This is a genomic window from Limnovirga soli, assembly GCF_013106755.1.
In the GTDB taxonomy this organism is placed as follows: Bacteria; Bacteroidota; Bacteroidia; order Chitinophagales; family Chitinophagaceae; genus Limnovirga; species Limnovirga soli.
The window spans coordinates 100,667-121,861 of record NZ_WHPF01000009.1 but is presented as its reverse complement, the minus strand read 5'-3'; the positions used below and the strand labels follow the sequence as shown (position 1 = coordinate 121,861).

Sequence of the window (21,195 nt, the reverse complement as noted above, 5' to 3'; positions counted from 1 at the left end):
AAAACGTTGCGCGCAAGCTTAATCTTAACTTTTGAAATTTTGACCACAATAGTAATTACGCTGTTATTCTTATTTCCATTGATAATTTACATATGGAAAGCAAAAAGGTTTTCGAACTTTGACTTCTATATTTTTTTGCGCTTACTTAATCAACTTCTGATAATCCAAGTGTTAATTGCAATTATTTTAGGATTTCTAACTAATTATTTGGAAACAAGGTACTATGTTGATGGAAACAGCAATAATATCACAGACACTATTATGAATATCGAAATCGGGTATTTTGTACTCGGAATTTATCTGTATCTCCCTTTAATTCTTATTCTAAATATTGTAAGACTAATAAATCCGAAACCATGAAGCTTGCAGGGAACTAAAAGGAGCTACAAATATCTGATTTAAGCGAAAGAAAGCTTTCGCATAACAGTGCATTGCACCAATTGGAGCTTAGGAATAACATTCTTCAACTGCAGCAAATATCCCAGCATCAGTTCCGGCTGAAAGAATTCTGGGCAGCATTAGAATATATCATGATCTTTTGTAACTTAGTTTAGCAGCATTAATCCATTAGGGACGGAATAACATTCCCCAACTGCTTCATTGATTGGACGTTGCAAGCCAATTAAACACCTAACCTCTTCAATATTATGCAACGAACCATAATGCTACTTAGCACAGTTTTATTTTTGACAATTACCGCGAAAGCACAAACCAAAATTATTACCGGAAAAGTGATTGATAGAGAATTAAAACCTGTTTTAGGAGTTGTTATTCAATACTCCGATACCAACATATTCTCCAAGTATGATATGAATGGCCTATTTAGTATACCCATTCCGGTTTACACAAAATCATTAACCATTGCAGCTGTAGGTTTTGAATCGGCATCCATTGATTTGACGGATAGTTGCCATCAACTTGAAATTGTATTATTGTTTAGACCGACTTATGATTTTATAACGCTTAAAAAAGCGGACAAACTAAGGATGAAAGAATTTAAAAAACTTTCAGCGTTGCATTTTGAAGCATATCAAAAAGGAATTTTTCAGAGCGCCATCCCATGTTATACACAGCATTTTATTCCAGATTATGACAGCAGTAAAAGTAAATAAGCAGCATCCGTTTTCTCCGAAACGACTACTAAAATAAGCAAGTGTTAGGCAGTCTTATTTTTTTATCGTGTATTTGATAAAGCTGCATAGCATTACCAACCGTACAAGTGTGCGACGCAAGGATGCCGCATTTGGGTACAATAGTTGGGCTAATAGCAATGGTTTAAATCTTAAAAATCGCCGGGTTAAAAACCATACATATTGATAAAAAATACCAACTTTGATGCAGCAACTAAATACATTAAAAGCCAATGAAAAAACTTTTATTACACTTGCCACTTTTTTTATTGCTGCATTTGTTTGCCAATTGCGCATTTGCCCAAACAGCTGATTCTTTTAGCGTGGGTTCAATTCCTTATGTATGTTCATGGGTGGTAAAACCAATGAGTTTTAGCATAAAAAACAATGCACTTACGATTGTTGCCGGCCCAAAAACAGATATGTTTAGGGACCCGAATGTTACCTACAATACGGATAATGCACCAAAGCTGTTGTTTGTGCCAGATCAAAATTTTGTATTATCAAGTTCCATCCAGCATTCCTTTTCAAGCAAATGGGATGGGGGTGCCATTGTGCTTATGGAGGATAGTTTACACTGGATAAAATTTTGTTTTGAAAAAGACTATACCGGTGCCAGAAGGGTGGTGAGTGTAGTAACCAAAGACATTTCGGATGATTGCAATTCTGCCGAAATAACCAGCAACAAAGTGTATTATAAAATTGCCAGGGCCGACAATGTAATTACTTTATACTATTCCATTGACAGTAAAAATTGGTTATTGATCAGGCATTTACAATTTAATACTGTTAAGCCAATAAGAATTGGCTTTTTGGCCCAATCTCCACTTGGTGAAAAATGCGAAGTACATTTTGATGATATTAATTATGAGTCAAAAAAAATAAGCGACCCCTATACCGGGGAATAGATAACTATTTGTTATGCGCTGCAAAGGATTCCTTCTTTTACTGCAATACACAGTTTTGAGTAAGACATATAATAATTTTTACAGCATATTTAAAAAAGCTGCATAGCATTACCAACAGCACAAGAGTGCGACGCAAGAATAGCTGAACAGGAATTGGATTGCCGGGTTCAAACAAGCCTCAACATATTATTTGATGGATAAATTGCAATTGACAGCTGAAATAGCATTAAATAATGCTGATACATTATTGCCACTTCCTTAATGCATTTTGGAATCGATGGGGACAGTAATCTTGTAACAAAAACGAACAGGACTGTATCAAAAACGTACACCGGAAATGTTGGGATTGACACCAATTAATTGAAGCTCATATAAATAGTAAACTGGCACTTGAATAGTGCTTTTAAATTGAATATCACTTGTTTATGGTTAGTAACTATTTTAAAACCGCCTTTAGAAGTTTAACCCGTAACTGGAATTACACAATTATTAATATTGCCGGATTATCGGTGGGTATTGCTGTTTGTATGATGATTTTTATTATTATACAATTTCAGACCAGCTTTGATAATTTTCATACAAATAAAGATCGTGTGTACCGGGTTTTAACAGCATTCCACCACGCTGATGCAGGAACTGTTTCTTATGGAAAAAATGTGCCTTTTCCAATGCCCGAAGGATTGAAAACTGCGTTTCCGCAACTAGAACAGGTGGCACCGGTATATGCAAGCCACAATGATGAATTACAGGTGGTGGATGATAATGGTACCCCTATAAAGAATTTTAAAGAAGAAAGCGGGGTATTTTATACATCGCCATCGTTCTTTAAAATATTTGATTTTCCCCTGCTTACAGGTTCTTATGCATCGCTAAAAGATCCGAATAATGTATTGCTTACAAAAGAGATTGCTAACACCTATTTTGGTGACTGGCATACTGCGATGGGTAAAACAATTAAGCTAACCGGCTATTATAGTATGGGGGCAGGATTGTTTCAGTTTCCGCCGGTTGCACTAAAAGTTTCGGGTATTTTGGAAAGCATTCCTGCAAATACAGACTTTCAGCTAAAATTGGTGGTGGCTTATGGAACAGATTTTACAGGTGACAAACAATATGGGTTTCAACAACCCGATTGGAACGGAACAGCACCTGATTTTGGCTGCTATGTTTTATTACCTCCAAATATTTCAGTTGACAACTTTAATAATCAGCTAAGCGCTTACTCAAGAAAGGTATTACCTGCAGACAGTAAGGATATTCAAATGTTACAGCCATTAAATGCTGTACATTATGACACTCAAACGGGTAATTACAGTAATAAAATGATTAGTAAACAGTTGCTAAATGTGTTGTGGCTGATTGCGGCATTTATATTGTTAATTGCCTGCGTTAATTTTATTAATCTCTCTACTGCTCAGGCCGTTAACAGGGCAAAAGAAGTTGGTGTAAGAAAAGTACTGGGGAGTAATAGATTTCAATTGCAAATGCAATTTATTGTTGAAACTTTTTTGATAGTTACCATTGCCGTGATATTTGCAGCTGCAATTACGCAATTTGCCTTACCATATGTAAATCAGCTGTTAGAACTTTCGCTGTCGTTAAACCTGCTTACCAACACTTCCGTTATGCTTTTTCTTTTGGTGGTAACAGTGGTTGTAACGGCACTTGCCGGTTTTTATCCTTCAATTGTATTGTCTGGTTTTAATCCGGTTACTGCTTTAAAAAGCAAATTCACGGTACATACCAACAGGGGAATTTCGTTAAGAAGAGGGTTGGTGGTGTTTCAATTTATTATTGCGCAGGCATTGATAATTGGTACACTTGTTATTGTACAACAAATGAACTATTTCATGGATCAGCCATTGGGCTTTGATAAGGAGGCGGTAGTAAATATTCCTTTTCGTCCGGATAGTACGGGCGGTAAGCTTACTGATTATTTAAAACAACAATTATTGAAAAATGGAGTGGAATCGGTAAGCTTCTGTTCCACCGCGCCGATAGAGGATAATAATAATGTATTTACCACATTTACATTTGACAATTCGATTAAGGAGGAAGATTTTCCAGTGATTACCAAATTTGCTGATAATGACTATGTACCAACTTATAAATTGCAATTGATAGCTGGTAGAAATTTGCAGCCTTCTGGTTGGACAAGAGAATTTTTAGTGAATGAATCATTCGTAAAAAGTTTAGGGTTTACCAAACCTGAAGATATATTGAACAAGGAAGTAAGTATAATGGGAGGCCTGATTAAATGCCCTATTGTTGGTGTATTGAAGGATTTTAATGACAGATCTTTAAGGCAAACTGTTTCGCCATTACTTATATCCACCAATTCTACCATGTACCGTCAGGCTTCTATTAAACTGGCTACAACTAATATTGCGGCTAACATGGGGCATGTGAAAAAACTATGGCAGCAAACATTTCCAAATTATGTGTATGAATACCGGTTTTTAGATGAGAAGATTGCCAGTTTTTATAAACAGGAAAGTCAGTTATCTCAATTATATAAAATTTTTGCAGCCATAGCTATATTTCTTAGTTGCTTGGGATTATATGGTTTGGCATCGTTTATGGCGGCGCAAAAAATTAAAGAAGTTGGAATTCGTAAAGTTCTTGGAGCAACATCTGCCAATATTGTGTATTTATTTTCCAAGGAATTTATCCTACTTATTACGATTGCTTTTGTAATTGCAACGCCTATTGCCTGGTATTTTATGCATCAGTGGTTGCAGGATTATGTTTATCGCATTAGCATTAGTTGGTGGTTATTTGCTGTAGGCGGATTTATTTCAATTATAATTGCCCTGGTTACGATTAGCTTTCAGGCAATAAATGCGGCTGTTGCAAATCCGGTGAAGAGTTTAAGAATAGAATAGTAGGCGCTTTTATTAGTGGAGTGTGAAAGGGCGGATTAGCAAAATGTAAAATCATACCTGTTTTTTGTAACTGCAATGGCCCTTTATATAGAGTTTACCGCAGTAATTATTTTGGCTGTAATAGCTGCCTGTTATAACTGCAGTACAAGTGTGCGACGCAAGGGAAGTTTAATAGCTATTATACTGCCGGGCCCATACTTACCATTTTATAAATTACTCCCCTTTTTAATAATAGCCCCTGCCCTTGCTGTATTTTGAAAATTTAGTTTTTAATTTAACGGCATACTTAGGCTGCAGCCCTTAATTTTGCAGCACACTTCACTATAAAAAATCACCGTATGACAAAAATTGCTGTAGCTAAAGGCGATGGTATAGGCCCGGAAATTATGGATGCCGTTTTAAATATTTTTAATGCCGCCCATGTGCCTATTGAATATCAGTTTGTAGATATGGGTAAGTGGGTATTTGATAAGGGCTATAGCAATGGGATGACACCCGAAGCACAGCAGGCTATAGAATCGCTGGGTATTTTATTTAAAGGCCCTATGGAAACGCCTAAGGGCAAAGGGGTGAAAAGTGTAAATGTTACTGCCCGCAAAACCTGGAATACTTATGCAAATAAAAGGGTGTTTCAAACCCTGCATGGAGTAGATACTGTTTTTAGTAAAGCAGGTATTCCTATTGATATTACTATTGTTAGGGAGAATATAGAAGATACATATGGCGGTGTAGAGCATATGCTTACCCATGATGTGGCTTTAAGCCGCCGTTTTATTACCCGCCCCGGCAGTGAGCAGGTAATACGCTATGCCTTTGAAATGGCAAAGAAAAAAAGCACCAAACGTATTACTTGTGGCCACAAAGCCAATATCATGAAAATTACGGATGGTTTGTTTTTGGATGTGTTTTACGAAGTGGCCAAAGAATATCCTGAACTTAAAGCCGATGATGTAATTGTAGATGACCTGTGTATGAAACTGGTTACCCGCCCCGATTTATTTGATGTGGTTGTACTAACCAATTTACAGGGCGATATTGTAAGCGACCTTTGTGCAGGTTTGGTAGGTGGTTTGGGTTTTGCCCCATCGGCCAATATTGGTGATCATATTTGTATTTTTGAAGCAGTACATGGTACCGCACCGGATATTGCCGGTAAAAATATTGCCAACCCTACCGCTTTGCTTTTAAGTGGTATTGGCATGTTAAGACATCTTGGTTTAATGCAGATTGCAGCCATTATTGAAAATGCCTTATTGTACACTTTGGAACAAGGTATACATACCGGCGACTTTGGCGACAAAGCCATTACGGCCCTTAATACTACAGAATATGCCGCAGCAATAATTGGCAATTTTGGCAAGAGCCCCGAAATTGGCGCCAAACCAATGTTACCGGATATGCCCACCACACAAACTCATTTTACACTGGAGAAAAACTCCATGATGGAATCAACCGAAGTGGGTATTGAAAAAATTGTAGGTGTAGACTTTTTTATTGAGAGCAACGAACAACCTATAACCATTGCCAATAAATGTATGCGCCATGCGGGTGTTAAGTTTAAACTAATCAATATCAGCAACAGGGGTACACAGGTTTGGCCAACAGGATCTGTATTTACCAACCTGGTAAACCAATACAATGTTCGTTTTGAAAGTATTGACGATTTTCCATTAAACCAGCAGGATGTACTGGGCCTGTATGTAAGTATGAGCGGTAATTTTAAGATCTGCTCATCGGAACTGCTACTAATGTGGGGCGATAAAAAAGCATATAGTTTGGCGCAGGGCCAATAATTAATAAGATAGTTTTACAACAAAAAGCCACAGTAAATGCTGTGGCTTTTTGTTGTAATTAACCGTCAATATTATTCTCCATTAATTTTCTTTAGCAGTTTGGCTGCCTGGTCTTCGTTAATGGCTTTTAGTTTTTTGTATACGTCCATGGCCATAGATTTATTATCCTGTGCCACATAACATAAGCCTTTGTAATAATAGCCCAGTTTAGATTTTGGATCTAACTCAATGGCTTTATTTAGTTGTGTAATGGCATCAGTGTATTTATCCTGCATATAGTATGCATAGCCAATTTCTTCTCTGTTTCCGGCGTCCTTTTCGTCGTAGTCGATGGCTTTTAGCAGTACATTTACTGCATCATCATATCTTTCCGCATCATTGTACAACCAGCCCAGTTTGTAATAACAATACTTAGAATTTTTTTCATCTTTATCAATGGCCTTTTCGTAATAATCTACAGCCATATCGTAATTGTCTTCAGTATCGTAATATACATTACCCAGCCCTCTTAAAGCAGTACCATAATCTTCTTTTACATCCAGTGCCTTTTTATAGGCATCAATGGCGTCATCGCTTTTGTCGAGTTTATAGTTCGCATAGCCAATTTCGGCGTATTTTTTGGCAATTTCATCATCTTCTTCGGGCAGGTATTTATCTAAATACTCCAGGGCTTCTTCATATTTCTCCTGTTCGTTCAGGCACCAACCGGCGCGGTAATTATAATAATTATCGGCATTCTCGCTTTCAAGGTAATGGGTATAATTATCGAAAGCCAGATCATATTTTTCCTGATCGTAATAAATGTCTCCAATTCGCTGGTAGGCGCTGTAGTACTCAGGATAAATTTCAATGGCTTTTGTATAGCTTTTAATAGCCTGCTCTACCTTGTCGCTATTTTCCTGGGCATAGCCAAATTCAAAGTAATACTTTGCTTCGGTGGGTTTTAATTTAATGGCTTTATCCAAAAAAGTTACTGCATCAGTATAGGCTTCCAGTTCGTTTGAACACCAGCCAGCCTCGTAGTAGGCATCGGCATAATCTGCCTTTTTTGCAATGGCTGCTTTAAATAGTATAAGGGCTTCTTTATACTTTTCATCGTCCATTAATTTTATACCATCATTATACAAATCGGTAGCCGTTTTTGTGGGTTGACCAAATGATACCATTGCTATCATAACAAGGGCAAACAGGCTTAAAATATTCTTATACATATCTGTGAATTTTACTGAAAGTTAGGGGATATTGATTTGCTGGCAATACCCTTTGAAGGGTATTATGCAAAATTAAACCTAACAATTTAATCCAGCTTTATTGCGGGTTTTAACTTGTTAGACTATTGCATTGCCACCTTTTTTGCTGCCATAAATGAGGAACCCTGAAGTGAGTGACACAAGCGGCGATGAGGTGACCACTTTAGCTGATTAGATACACATTTATTGCATAAAAAACCCTGCTTTTGAGGCAGGGTGTAATGTATTTATTGTTTCATTATCTGTTGGTAGTGCTCGCGGCATGCAGCCATTCATCGATACTACTGCAGGTATTAAATTCGGGGTCTACCATAATATAGTAATTAGGAATATGTTCTTTAAACCATTTTTCCAATACCACCTGCTTTTTAGCTTCCAGTGCACGTTGGGCCAGCTTATTGTAATCGTCTCTCAGATTTTCAATATGGGGTTCCGTTCTGGTTTTTAAGAACAATATTCTAACAGCTTTACGGCCACGCTCATCGGTATAGCTTTGGGGTTTTGAAATATCTCCAACGCTCAGGTTTTTAAGAGCAACTACGGCATCCTTATCTAATTCATCGATAGTTACAAAGGTAGATCCATCCCTGCCTGTAAAAAAGCCTGCTGTAAACTTGCTGTTTTCGTCATCGCTGTATTTGTTAACAGCAGTTGCAAAAGAAAACTCGTTTGATATAATTCTGGTGCGGATGCTATCCAATTTGGCAACTCCTTCTTTAATTTCCACATCTGTTACCGGTGGTATTTTAAGAATATGCCTAACTACAGCATCATCACCTGCGCGGCTAACCATTTGAATAATATGTAAACCAAATTTTGATTTAATAACCGGTGATATCTGCCCTTCTTTTAATTTAAAAGCTGCCGAAACAAATGTTGGATCCCAGGCTTTATCTACACGGTTAATGCTGTATTGTCCACCAGTTTCTTTGCTACCGGGGTCATCGGTGTATAATCTGGCCAGCTGGTCAAATTTTTTGGCGCCGCTTTCTACCTGGCGTTTCATATCCAGTAACTGGGCAGCCACAAAATCTTCCAGGTCTTTATTGGCTTTGGGAAGCAAAATTATCTGGCTTACCTCTACATCACTTTCGTAATACCGTAAACTGTCTTTGGGTATTTTATTAAAAAACTCTTTTACTTCATTAGGCGAAATTTTTACGCCATCCAGAATCTTGTTCTGCATTTTCTCGGCCAGGGTTCTTTCTTTAAATGGTTGGCGCAGGTCTTCTTTAATCTGGTAAACAGTACGTCCTGCAATTTGCTCCAACATATCCTGAGAGCCGTATTGGCTGATAAAAAACCTGATTTTATTATCCAGTAAAGCTTCCAGCTCATCTTCTTCCAGCAACAAGGAATCCTTTTCTGCCTGTAACACCAGTGTTTTTTGAATTAACTGGCCCTGTAAAAACAAACAATTGGCATTTGCAGGCAAAGCTGCTTCGGGATCCTGGCGTTTGGTGTCAATAATTGCATTGTCAATGTCGGACTTAAGAATAATCCTGTCACCAACCTGTGCAATAATTTTATCAGCCACCACACGCTGTGTTTGGGCAATTGTAAAAAGCGGTGTAACAACCAATGCCAAACAAACAACAGATAATAATTTCTTCATAAAAAACATATAAGTATCAAAAATAGAGAATAGCACCAAGCAAATATGCCTGGGTTATGCTTTTAACAAAACAATTAGCCACATGGGCTAATTGTTTTAGGTATTTGCTGTATTATTTTTTGGGTTGCCCGGCCAATTAAGTAGCCTGAGGCTTTACTTGCGTCGCACACTTGTACGGCATCAATGCTATGCAGCTTTTAAAGCGTACGTTTTACTTCTTCTTCTTCGTAAGCTTCTACAATATCGCCCACCCTTATATCATTATAATTTTTAATAGTTAAACCGCACTCCATACCTGTTGGTACATCCTTCACATCATCCTTATAACGCTTCAGCGATCCCAGCTCAGCATTGCCTTCGCCCAGCGGATACACTACAATACCATCACGAATTATACGGATTTTACTATTACGGCTAATTTTACCTTCAATAACCTGGCAACCGGCCACCGTAGCTTTATCAAACTTGTACACTTCGCGTATTTCAACATTGGCGGTAATCTTCTCCTGTATCTTCGGTTCCAACATACCTTCCATAGCGCTCTTCACTTCCTCGATAGCGTTATAGATAATAGAGTACATCTTAATTTCCACACCTTCATTCTCAGCCAACCTTGCAGCCTGACTGGATGGTCGAACGTTAAATGCCACAATTACGGCATCAGATGCTGTAGCCAGCAATACATCACTTTCAGAGATTTGACCTACAGCTTTATGAACCACAGTAACAATGATCTCATCAGTAGATAATTTCTGTAATGAATCGCTCAATGCTTCAACGGAACCATCCACGTCACCTTTAATAATCAGGTTCAGTTGTTTAAAGTTACCCAATGCCAATCGGCGTCCAATTTCATCAAGGGTAATATGTTTTCTTGCCCTTAGGCCTTGTTCACGTACTATTTGAGCACGTTTTACTGCTACTTCTTTAGCTTCTGCCTCATCTACATATACTTTAAATTTCTCACCTGCCTGTGGGGCACCGTTTAAACCAAGTATCTGTACCGGTGTGGCTGGTGGCGCTTCCTGTATGCGTTGGTTACGTTCATTCAGCATGGCTTTTACCCTACCAAAATATTGTCCGCTAACAATCAGGTCGCCGTTTCTCAATGTGCCATTTTGTACCAGTACAGTAGCAACATAACCACGACCCTTATCTAACGATGCTTCAATGATAGTACCTACAGCTTCCTTATCCGGGTTAGCTTTCAAATCAAGCAATTCGGCCTCTAATAATATTTTCTCCAGCAACAGGTCTACATTCAAACCTTTCTTGGCAGAAATTTCCTGGTTTTGGTATTTACCACCCCATTCTTCTACCAATAAATTCATTTGCGAAAGTTGCTCATAAATTTTTGTGGGGTTAGCGCCATCCTTATCAATTTTATTCACTGCAAATATCATAGGTACATTAGCTGCCTGTGCATGGCTAATAGCTTCCCTTGTTTGAGGCATCACAGCATCATCTGCAGCAACCACAATTACCGCAATATCCGTCACTTTCGCACCACGTGCACGCATGGCCGTAAATGCCTCGTGACCAGGGGTATCCAGGAAGGTAATATGTTTACCATTTGCAATTTCTACTTCGTAAGCACCAATATGCTGTGTAATACCTCCAGCTTCACCAGCTACTACCTTAGAACTCCTGATATAATCCAGCAATGATGTTTTACCATGGTCTACGTGACCCATAATGGTAACAATCGGTGCTCTTGATTTCTGGTTTTCCTCACTATCATCGTCATCAAAGTCTTCTTCATCGGCATCTTCCACACCAATAAATTCCACTTCATATCCAAATTCGCTTGATACCAGTTCAATTACTTCCGCATCTAAACGTTGATTAATAGATACCATGATACCTAAGCCCATACATTTGCCAATCACTTCGGCAAAGCTTACATCCATCAGGTTAGCCAATTCGCTTACAGTTACAAACTCTGTTACCTGTAATTTGTTGTCCTCGCCCATTTCGCCCATTGCATCAGCATTCTCCTGTCGCTTCTCTCTGCGGTATTTGGCTTTTAGGCTTTTACCACGTCCACCTGATCCAGCAAGTTTGGCCTGGGTTTCCCGTATTTTTTCCTGAATTTCTTTCTGGTCTATTTCCTTCTCTTCACGCTTGGTAGTATCTCTTCCGCCACCACGTCTGTCTCTATTACCTGCACCGCCGCGTCTGTCATCCGTACGAGCAGGACGATCACCAACTTTTTGTATCTGTAATCCAACACGTGGCTCTTTGGGTGGCTCTGGTCTTTTATTTTGAAGCTGTTGCCCTGTTTGCTGACCCGGAGGACCATCTCTTTTAATTCTGTCGCGGTTATCTCCAGTGCCAGGTTTATTATCACCCTTCTTATCAATAGGAATACGTTTTCTTTTCCGCTTCTCATCTCTTAATGCGGATGATGAATTTTTAGGGCGTGTATCATTATCAACAGGCAATTCAATTTTGCCTAAAATTTTGGGGCCTTCCAATTTCTCGGCCTTAATATTTTCTATTATTGGCGCATTACTCAACTCTTCTGTATCCTCCTCCTCATAATCGGCTTCATCCTCATCATCATGCACATGGGTTTCTTCTGCTGTATGTTCAATTTCTACCACCGCAGCATGTTCAACAGCCTCACTCGTTTCAGCAACAGGTAATTCTTCGATTTCTTCTGTCTTTTTCTTTACTACTTTTTTAGGTCGTGTAGAAGAATCGATTGCAGAAAGATCAATTTTTCCCAATGTTTTTGGTCCTTCTAATTCCGGAGCTTCTATCTTGGTAATTTCAGGCTCGGTTGATAAAGGCAAATCTATTGTCGGCTCAGCTACCGGAGTTGGGATAATTTCAGCTGGTATTACAATAGGTGTTTCAGGTATAATTTCAACAACAGGTGCCGGTTTCTCTTCTACTACTGGTTCTATAACCGGTTCCGGTGCCTTTATAACTTTTGCCTCTTCCTTCTTAAACACAACCTCTTCTTCATCTCTTCTCTTTTTCTCAGTCTGAGCCGCACTTTTAGGTATTTCTATCTGATCTGCCTTGGTTTTGGCAACTTTATCACTTTGAAATTGATTTTGCAAAGAACGGTACATATCTTCCGTCAACTTTGCTGTAGGAGAAAGTTCATCTTTATTAAAGCCCTTACTTATCAGGTAACTTATTAAAGTATCCTGACCAATATTAAACTCTTTGGCCGCTGCCAATAATCTGGGTAATTTCAATTCTGACATTCAGTTCTTTTTATTGTTTGTACCCTTCCGGTACTTTTTTTCGGCTCGATTGTTTGGTTGCCACACTATTCCCCATACCGGAATAGTTGTGTAAAGTTACACCCAACTATTCACATTATGCTTACTGTGTAATTGATTGGGTATAAACCAAACTAACATCATTAAAAATACAAAGATCAATTTCTTCCCTTCTTAGCTTATTCCCTGTCAAATTCTTCCTGTAAAATTCTTCTCAAATCAAGGATCGTTTCTATCTCAAGATCTGTTCTTCTTTCCAGTTCTTCAGGACTTAAATTCAAAATACTGCGGGCAGTATCACATCCTACTCTTTTTAATTCTTCAATTACCCATGGTTCAATTTCATCGGTAAATTCAGCAAGGTCAATATCAAACTCTTCCTCTCCACCTTCTGATTCGCGGAATACATCAATATCCAGGCCAGTTAACTCACAGGCAAGTTTAATATTTACACCACGACGACCAATAGCCAGAGAAACCTGATCTGCCTTTAGATATACATCAGCATGTTTGGTTTCATTATCCAACTCCATATAACTGATTTTGGCCGGAGTTAATGAACGTTGAATCAACAATTGGATATTACTTGTCCAATTAATTACATCAATATTTTCATTCTTAAGTTCTCTTACAATACCATGAATACGGCTACCTTTCATACCTACGCAGGCACCAACAGGATCAATCCTGTCATCAAAGCTTTCTACAGCTACTTTTGCTCTTTCGCCTGGTTCTCTTACAATTTTTCGAATGGTGATTAAACCATCAAAGATTTCAGGCACTTCAATTTCAAGTAATTTATTTAAAAACTCAGGACTGGTGCGGCTTAAAATAATAACAGGTGCATTGTTTTTAAGATCCACACGTCTGATTACAGAACGTACATTTTCTCCCTTCTTGAAATAATCCTGTGGTATTTGTTCAGACTTAGGTAAAATCAATTCATTTCCTTCTTCATCCAATAATAACACCTCTTTTTTCCATACCTGGTATACTTCTGCAGTGATGATTTCACCAATTCTATCGCTGTATTTCTTTAATAACACATTCTTTTTCAAATCTCCAATACGGCTGGCAAGTGTTTGTTTGGCTGCCAAAATAGCGCGGCGACCAAAATCAAGAATATCTACTTCCTCATATAATTCTTCCCCAACTTCAAAATCGGGTTCAATTTTTACTGCTTCGCTATAAGCCACTTCCGCCAAAGGATCCATTACTTCGCCATCTTCAACAATCATTCTATGACGAATAATTTCAAGGTCACCTTTTTCAGCATTTACAATAACATCAAAATTATCATCAGATACAAACTTTTTACGGAGTAAGGTTTTAAATACATCTTCTACTACTTTCATTAAAGTAGGACGATCTATATTTTCTGCATCTTTAAACTCCTGAAACGCCTCAATTAAGTTAATACTTGCCATATCTCGAAATTTTAAATACGGATACCCATCCGCAAAACTTAGAATTTAATTTGAACTGTTATTGATTTGATACTTATTAATGGAATTACCAATTGTTGTGTTACTGCTTTCTTGCCCTTGCCTTCTGTAGATTCAATCATAATATCTTCCTCCAGTACCTGCATTAACTTACCTTCTTTTGCAGTACCATCTATAAAAAGTACTTCCACAAACCGGCCTATATTTTTTGTGTATTGTCTTATTAATTTAAGTGGTTCACTTACTCCTGGAGATGACAGCTCCAAAGAAAAATCACCCTCATTAAACAGCGCCAGCTCTTCAATGGTTTTGTATAATTTTCTGTTGAACCTTACGCATTTCTCAATAGTGATACCATTATCACCATCCAAAAACACCTTGATATTGTTAACCGGCTTAATTTTTACCTGAACTAAAAAATACTCAGGCTCGTCTGCCAGCATGGTGTTTACCAGCGTTTCAATATGTTGTATAAGTGTATCTGTTGCCATATGGTAAAAAGAGAAGGGAACGATTGTCGTTCCCTTCTGCTGCATTTTTTCCTTTGCAAATGTAGTATAATTTATGCTAAGTTTCCAAATTTACCTTTGTTACCAGTATTTCAAACCGCTGCTATTTAAATATAAGGCTGGCATTTTCCAGGCTTTCGGGTTTGCCAACATCAATAAATTGGGAATTGGAATGATCAAAACCACAGATAGGATTGGCCTTAGCCAGCTCCAGATATGCATCGACTATTGAAAATTTCCCCTGCCGGTTAATTAAGTTAAAAATGCGGTTACTGATGATATGAATACCGCTAAATGCCTTTTGCTGATAAATAGTAGCTTTTTTACTTATTTTTTCTTCCCCGGTTTTTATATTTCTCCACCCGCATAAAACATCCGCTTCGTTAAACAGGAAATAACGGGACGTTTGCCTGCCAGTAGTGGCCAATGTAGCCAGTGGCTGTTTGGCAGTATGAAATGCCATCATATCGCTTAAAGGCAAATCAGTTAAAATATCTACATTCATCAATACAAAGGGATCAGCATCTGCTAATAAGGGCGCAGCTTTTAGCAATCCGCCACCTGTTTCCAATACTACATCAGTTTCATCGCTAATGGTAATGGCACTGCCCCAACCATTGTTGGCATTGATGATATCGATGATTTGCTGACCAAAGTGATGCACATTTACTACCACATCTCTAATGCCATATTGCTGCAGGTACTCTATATTTCTTTGCAGCAAGGTTTTATTATTTACTATTGCCAGTGCTTTGGGATGATGCAGTGTAAAGGGTTGTAGCCTGGTACCCAAACCTGCTGCCAGTATCATTGCTTTCATTATAAGCGACGCTTTTTAGATTGTTTGCTTTTGTTGCCCATTGTACCGAACGATGAACGTAGTGCGACGCAACGGCTGCTTCATTTATGTACTACAGCCGGCCACACACTGGTTTACTTTACCCAATTCTGTTGATTAGTATGTTCTAAAACAATGCTAACCTTATATTTATTTTTTAAATGACGGGCCATTTGTTCGGCACCATATACACTGCGGTGCTGGCCGCCGGTGCACCCGAAATTGATACACAAACTACTGAAACCCCTTTTAATATAGTCTTCTACCGAAATATCGGCCATATCAAATGCACTGTTTAAAAATGGAATCATTTGGGTTTGCTGTTCCAGAAAATCGATAACCGGTTTATCCTTTCCCGACAATTTTTTATACTCATCAAAACGGCCTGGATTTAAAATGCCGCGGCAATCAAAAACAAATCCTCCTCCATTGCTACTGGCATCTGCTGGTATCCCCTTTTTATACGAAAAACTTTTTATGGTTACCACCAATGGGGTTTGCGCATTGGCCTGCACGGGAGTAAACCGGCTAATCATTTCATCGGAACTTATAATGGCGAGGATTTTATCAAACTCAGGCAAGGGCAGGCGATTGGGTGTTTGGCTTAAAAAGCTTTGCAGGTTTTTTAAAGCCAGTGGTATGCTGGAAAGAAAATGGGCTTTACGTTCAAACAATCCCCTAAAACCATAGGCGCCCAGTACCTGCAATAAGCGTATAAGTACATAGCCATCATATTGTTGTACAAATAGTGGTCTGTTTACAGGTTTATCCAATAAGCCATCAATAGTGTCTATGTAAAAGTGTAGCAGGTTTTGCTTCCATTCATCACTTAATTCAGCTTTGGCCTGCCATAATAAACTGGCCACATCATATTGCAATGCACCCTTCATGCCGCCCTGAAAATCTATAAAAAACACTTCGTCATTATTCACAATTATATTCCTGCTTTGAAAATCGCGGAACATAAAATATTTATACTCTGTTTGGGTAAGATAAGTACTCAGATTTTCAAAATCATCCAGTAATGCCTGTTTATCGTAAGGCAGTTTTAGTGTATCTAAAAAATAATATTTACAATACAGCAAATCGCTCATAATGGCCTGTTTGCCAAATTCTTTGGCTGTTATACACCAGTTATAATTAAAACCGGCATGCCCCTTTATTTGCATATATGCCAGCTGTTGCAGGCTTTTTTTAAACAGAGTAAATACTATTTCGTTTTGGCCATAATGTTCTAATTGATTTAATAAAGAGGCATGGCCAAGATCTTGCTGCAGGTAAGCCGTTTGTGCTGTATTAACGGCCAGCACTGCAGGCACCGGCAATTGCAAGGCTTTAAAATGAGCAGAAAATTGTATAAATGTGTCGTTTTCTTTTACGTTATCGCTATACGTGGCAATCAGGGTATTATTGCCTTCAAACACCCTGAAATAAATTCTATCGCTACCACTTTGCGGCAATTTTTCTATGCGGCTGTTATTATTACCAAGGTATTGTTTCACCAAATCATCCACTGCACCAGAGGCTTTGTCCATGTATTAAACTTTGGGTAAAATTATAGCTTATCTGCCAAGCAAGCGTACAACAGCATCATTTTATCCCTGTTCGCTTCTAAAAATACAAGTGGTGATACCAGCTGTAAATCAATGGGCATCGGCTCTTGCGTCGCAATCCTTTCATCGTTCTGTTTTTATGGCAGCTTATTACATTGAGGCGGGATACATAAATAAAAAAGCATTCAAACACCTTGGCATTTGAATGCTTCTTTATTATTCATACATTTTACTGGTCTTTAGCTTTAATATCAATTGGCCAATCATCGGTTCTAAAAGGATTTACCGGCAAACCTTCTATACTAAAAAGGTTACCAATAGCTTTATTGCTAAACCCAAAGCGTACCGCCACGGGTGCAGTCACCTGTTTACTTGATACAATTAACTGCCCCTTACTTACAGTTGCTTCCGCCGGATAAAAAACCTGGTCGGCACCTGCAATAAAGCATTCTGTAATTTGAGGACCTTTTATCACCAACCCTGCATTGATGTAATTAAAACTAATCACAGCTTTCCCCTTTTGAACATCTATGCTTTTATACATGGGACTTTTATATACAAAACCGGTTTTGTTATATGTTTCGGCCAGTGCCCAGGCGGCCAGTCTATAACCAACCTCATGTTTGTTCTTTGGGTGAATGTCTTTGATGTTATCAACTAAATCTGTAATTACTGCCATACCGGTTTTGGGATAACTTAATGCCAAAGTTTGCTGCTCCCTAACAATAGCAGATGCATATTTTTCGCCATAATTAAATGGTGCAATTTGCACATAATAAAATGGGAAATCCTTTCCCCAAGCTTTGCGCCAGGTGCCAATCATGGTAGATAATAATTTAGCATAGGTATTGGGTGCTGCAGTATTGCCTTCGCCCTGGTACCAAATGCTTCCGGCAATATTAAAATTGGTAATTGGGTTAATCATACCATTAAAGGTGGTGCCGGGTTTATAAGGCCACCAATCCCATGGTTCAATTTTAGCAGCCGCAGTTTTTAGTGCCTCATCATTGGCAATTGCAGATGGTTCAGTCCACACTTCAGCAGATGTACCGCCCCAATTGGCGTTAATTAAGCCAATGGGCACTTGCAAAGAATCGTTTAATTTTTTGCCAAAAAAATAACCAACGGCGCTAAAAGATTTTAAGGTATTTGAATCGCAGGTTACCCATTCGCCATCGCAATTTTCCTGTGGTGCGCCAGCAGTGGTTTTAGGAATATAAAAGAACCGGATATTATTATTTTTACAAGTGGGTAATGCAGCACCAATATCGGGCAAACCCCAGCCATAATGCATTTCCATATTGGATTGGCCAGAGCAAACCCAAACTTCACCAATTAATATGCCGGTAAGTTCTACGGTATTTTCTCCTTTAAAACTAATTGTATACGGGCCGCCTGCAACAGGTGTTTGTACAGTAAGCATCCAGTTGGCATCCCGGGTGGTAATTACCGTATCTGTTTTATTATTCCAGGAAGTGGTTACAAGAATTTTCTCTGCCGGTGCAGCCCAGCCCCAGAGCTTTACAGTTGATTGCTGCTGCAGCACCATATTATTACTTAGAATATTGGGCAACCTTATAGCCGCATGCGCTGTTATACACAGCAGTAGAAATGGCAAAAAAGCAAGCAAATTTTTTTTCATAAAGGATAATAAATAAGTGATAAATAGAAATGCTAAGAACGGATAAAGTTAGTGGTTACATTCTTAAATAAATGCCCTTACACCCATGGCATTATAGGTTTCCCTAAATTCTTTTGGGGTGCAGTTTTTCTTCTTCCGGAAAATTCGGTTAAAATTACTCATGTTATTAAACCCGCATTTATAGGCTACTTCTGTAATACTCTCAGTGGTTTCTATTAAAAAGCGGGATGCATGACCCAGCCTTATTTCGTTTAGGGTATCTACAAATGTTTTACCGGTTCTGGCTTTAAAAAACCTGCTGAATGCCACATCGGTCATCAAAGCTATTTTAGCTACATCAGAAAGGGTGATATCCTTATCAAAATTCTTATTGAGGTGTTCCATTACCTTTTCTACCCTGCGGCTATTATAAGAGGCATTTTCTATGCTGCTAAAAGAAGCATCAGAAAGTGTAGTCATATTGCGCGAAACGGACAGATCGTGCAAAATACTCATGAGCTCCAGCACCGAATCAAAACCATGCTTTCGGGGCAGTTCCATAATCCGCTCCTGGATATGTTGTGTGGTTTCAGAGGAAAAAAGAATACCCCGCAGGGATTTTTCGAACATGGTTTTAATAAAACTCAGTTGATTACGCTGCAATAGCCTCTCATCAAACATATCCCGGTGAAACTGTATCGTTACTTCTTTTATATGAGTACTGGTACACTTATGGGTAAACCAGCCATGTTGCAGATTGGGCCCAATTAAAACCAATTCGGCGTCACCAATTTCACTAATATGATCGCCAATTATACGTTGTGCGTTTGGAGCATTTAAAATCAAGTTAAGCTCAAATTCATCATGCTGATGTAATGGAAAATCGAAGCCGGTTTTTGTACGGGAAAAAATGGTAAAACAATCATTTTTGGTTAGGGGAATTATTTCCCTCATAATTTCTGTAGCCATACTCGTTAAATAATATTCAACAAAAAGATAAAATAATACTACTTATCAAAAAATTCACTAACACGAAAATTGCACTGTAAAATTAGCATTTGAATTGGTGACAGTGAATTAAATTGAATTTAAATTGTCAATAAAAAGATAAAATAGTATTGTTATATCTACAAATACTCCTCTACATTTGAAAATATAAATACTGATTGCTTTTTACCATTATTAATTTCTTTTACCAATGCTACACCGCCATAACAAAGCATTTTCAATCTGCACTTTTTTGCTAGTAGTTATTGGCCTTTATGCTGCTAAAGCACAAAAAGTTTTACCTAGTGATAAATTAGCCACAAAAGAAACCATACATCTGTATAATAACCTTTTTCAACTTCAGCATAAAGGAATTATGATTGGTCATCAGGATGATCTGGCCTATGGTGTAAACTGGAAATACGAAACCGGCAGAAGCGATATTAAAGATGTTGCCGGTGATTACCCTGCCATATATGGTTGGGAACTTGGCGGGTTGGAAAATAACGCTTCAGCAAATTTAGATGGTGTGCCTTTTGATAAAATGCAACAGTTTATTAAAGATGCCTATGGAAGAGGCGCTGTTATTACCATTAGCTGGCACTTAAACAATCCCTTAACCGGAAAATCTGCCTGGGACCCGGCACCAAAGGGAAGTGTTGCGGCTGCATTACCAGGTGGATCAAAAAATGATTTATACAAATCCTGGCTGGATAAAGTTGCAATCTTTATGCAGTCTCTTACCACCGCTAAAGGAAATTATATACCCGTTATTTTCCGCCCATTTCATGAATTGAATGGAAACTGGTTTTGGTGGGGAGGCAATAATTGTACCCCAGAGGAGCTAAAACAACTATACCAGTTTACAGTGCATTACCTAAGAGACATTAAGGGGCTGCATCATCTTTTATATGCCTATAATACAGACCGATTTAACAGCAAAGCAGCTTACCTGGAAAAATATCCGGGGAATGAATGGGTAGATATTATGGGGTTTGATATTTACCAGCGGGGCCCAACTGCGGCTTTTGCTCAAGAACTAGATACCACACTGGGCTTATTGGATGCCATAGCTGCCGAAAACAATAAAATACCAGCCTTAACCGAATTTGGGTATAATCAATTGCCAGACAGCACCTGGTGGACAGATGTATTTTATAAAGCTATTGCACCACACAATTTAGTATATGCATTGGCCTGGCGTAATGCAGGCATTAAATCAAAAGATGATATTGAATTTTATGTACCATATACAGGCCAGCAATCAGCAGCAGATTTTAAAAAATTCTGTGATACAAAACTGATTTTGCTGGAAAAAGAGGTGAAAAAATTAAACTTATATAAATAACCATTCAACGATTTCTTATGTGTAGTTAATTCTCTAACAAGCAGGGCCCGTAGTGTCTACTATGGGCGTATTTT

14 protein-coding genes are annotated in these 21,195 nt (G+C 38.4%); 5 read left to right on the top strand and 9 right to left on the bottom strand.

The features are described from left to right. Nucleotides 1–647: 647 nt before the first annotated feature. The 4 genes from GD597_RS13745 to GD597_RS13730 all read left to right on the top strand — a co-directional run bounded on the left by GD597_RS13745 (nucleotide 648) and on the right by GD597_RS13730 (nucleotide 6,716). Nucleotides 648–1,112 carry a hypothetical protein gene (locus GD597_RS13745; protein WP_171608450.1) on the top strand — a complete coding sequence of 155 codons (465 nt, stop codon included), beginning with the start codon at nucleotides 648–650 and terminating at the stop codon, nucleotides 1,110–1,112. A 251-nt stretch (nucleotides 1,113–1,363) separates the two neighbouring features. Continuing rightward, on the top strand, nucleotides 1,364–2,038 hold the full coding sequence (locus GD597_RS13740; protein WP_171608449.1) for a DUF1349 domain-containing protein: 675 nt from the start codon (nucleotides 1,364–1,366) through the stop codon (nucleotides 2,036–2,038). A 425-nt stretch (nucleotides 2,039–2,463) separates the two neighbouring features. Then, nucleotides 2,464–4,923: an ABC transporter permease gene (locus tag GD597_RS13735; protein ID WP_171608448.1), complete on the top strand. Its 2,460-nt coding sequence runs from the start codon at nucleotides 2,464–2,466 to the stop codon at nucleotides 4,921–4,923. Nucleotides 4,924–5,261: 338 nt separating this feature from the next. Next, nucleotides 5,262–6,716, top strand: coding sequence for an NADP-dependent isocitrate dehydrogenase (locus GD597_RS13730; protein WP_171608447.1), 1,455 nt, complete (start codon nucleotides 5,262–5,264; stop codon nucleotides 6,714–6,716). 71 nt (nucleotides 6,717–6,787) lie between these two features. On the opposite strand, the gene GD597_RS13725 is transcribed toward GD597_RS13730, so the two are convergent. From GD597_RS13725 to GD597_RS13685, 9 genes are all read right to left on the bottom strand, one after another. Next, the gene (locus GD597_RS13725) at nucleotides 6,788–7,927 is read right to left on the bottom strand and encodes a tetratricopeptide repeat protein (RefSeq protein ID WP_171608446.1); all 1,140 of its coding nucleotides are present in this window, start codon (nucleotides 7,925–7,927) and stop codon (nucleotides 6,788–6,790) included. 277 nt (nucleotides 7,928–8,204) lie between these two features. Next, on the bottom strand, nucleotides 8,205–9,581 hold the full coding sequence (locus GD597_RS13720) for a peptidylprolyl isomerase (protein ID WP_171608445.1): 1,377 nt from the start codon (nucleotides 9,579–9,581) through the stop codon (nucleotides 8,205–8,207). A gap of 197 nt (nucleotides 9,582–9,778) precedes the next feature. Then, nucleotides 9,779–12,802 carry a translation initiation factor IF-2 gene (gene infB / locus GD597_RS13715; RefSeq protein WP_171608444.1) on the bottom strand — a complete coding sequence of 1,008 codons (3,024 nt, stop codon included), beginning with the start codon at nucleotides 12,800–12,802 and terminating at the stop codon, nucleotides 9,779–9,781. Nucleotides 12,803–12,999: 197 nt separating this feature from the next. Then, nucleotides 13,000–14,247: a transcription termination factor NusA gene (nusA, locus tag GD597_RS13710; RefSeq protein WP_171608443.1), complete on the bottom strand. Its 1,248-nt coding sequence runs from the start codon at nucleotides 14,245–14,247 to the stop codon at nucleotides 13,000–13,002. Between the two features lie 38 nt (nucleotides 14,248–14,285). Further along, nucleotides 14,286–14,801 carry an LSm family protein gene (locus GD597_RS13705; RefSeq protein WP_235954299.1) on the bottom strand — a complete coding sequence of 172 codons (516 nt, stop codon included), beginning with the start codon at nucleotides 14,799–14,801 and terminating at the stop codon, nucleotides 14,286–14,288. A 76-nt stretch (nucleotides 14,802–14,877) separates the two neighbouring features. Continuing rightward, nucleotides 14,878–15,594 carry a nucleotidyltransferase family protein gene (locus GD597_RS13700; protein ID WP_171608442.1) on the bottom strand — a complete coding sequence of 239 codons (717 nt, stop codon included), beginning with the start codon at nucleotides 15,592–15,594 and terminating at the stop codon, nucleotides 14,878–14,880. A gap of 113 nt (nucleotides 15,595–15,707) precedes the next feature. Then, nucleotides 15,708–17,147: a RapZ C-terminal domain-containing protein gene (locus GD597_RS13695; RefSeq protein ID WP_171608441.1), complete on the bottom strand. Its 1,440-nt coding sequence runs from the start codon at nucleotides 17,145–17,147 to the stop codon at nucleotides 15,708–15,710. Between the two features lie 247 nt (nucleotides 17,148–17,394). Next, nucleotides 17,395–18,807, bottom strand: coding sequence for a sialate O-acetylesterase (locus tag GD597_RS13690; protein ID WP_171608440.1), 1,413 nt, complete (start codon nucleotides 18,805–18,807; stop codon nucleotides 17,395–17,397). Nucleotides 18,808–18,870: 63 nt separating this feature from the next. After that, the gene (locus GD597_RS13685) at nucleotides 18,871–19,755 is read right to left on the bottom strand and encodes a helix-turn-helix transcriptional regulator (protein WP_171608439.1); all 885 of its coding nucleotides are present in this window, start codon (nucleotides 19,753–19,755) and stop codon (nucleotides 18,871–18,873) included. Between the two features lie 271 nt (nucleotides 19,756–20,026). Here GD597_RS13685 and GD597_RS13680 point away from each other — a divergent pair, with 271 nt between their 5' ends. Beyond that, complete coding sequence (locus GD597_RS13680) at nucleotides 20,027–21,121, top strand: glycoside hydrolase family 26 protein (RefSeq protein WP_235954298.1); 1,095 nt, start codon at nucleotides 20,027–20,029, stop codon at nucleotides 21,119–21,121. Nucleotides 21,122–21,195 lie beyond the last annotated feature (74 nt).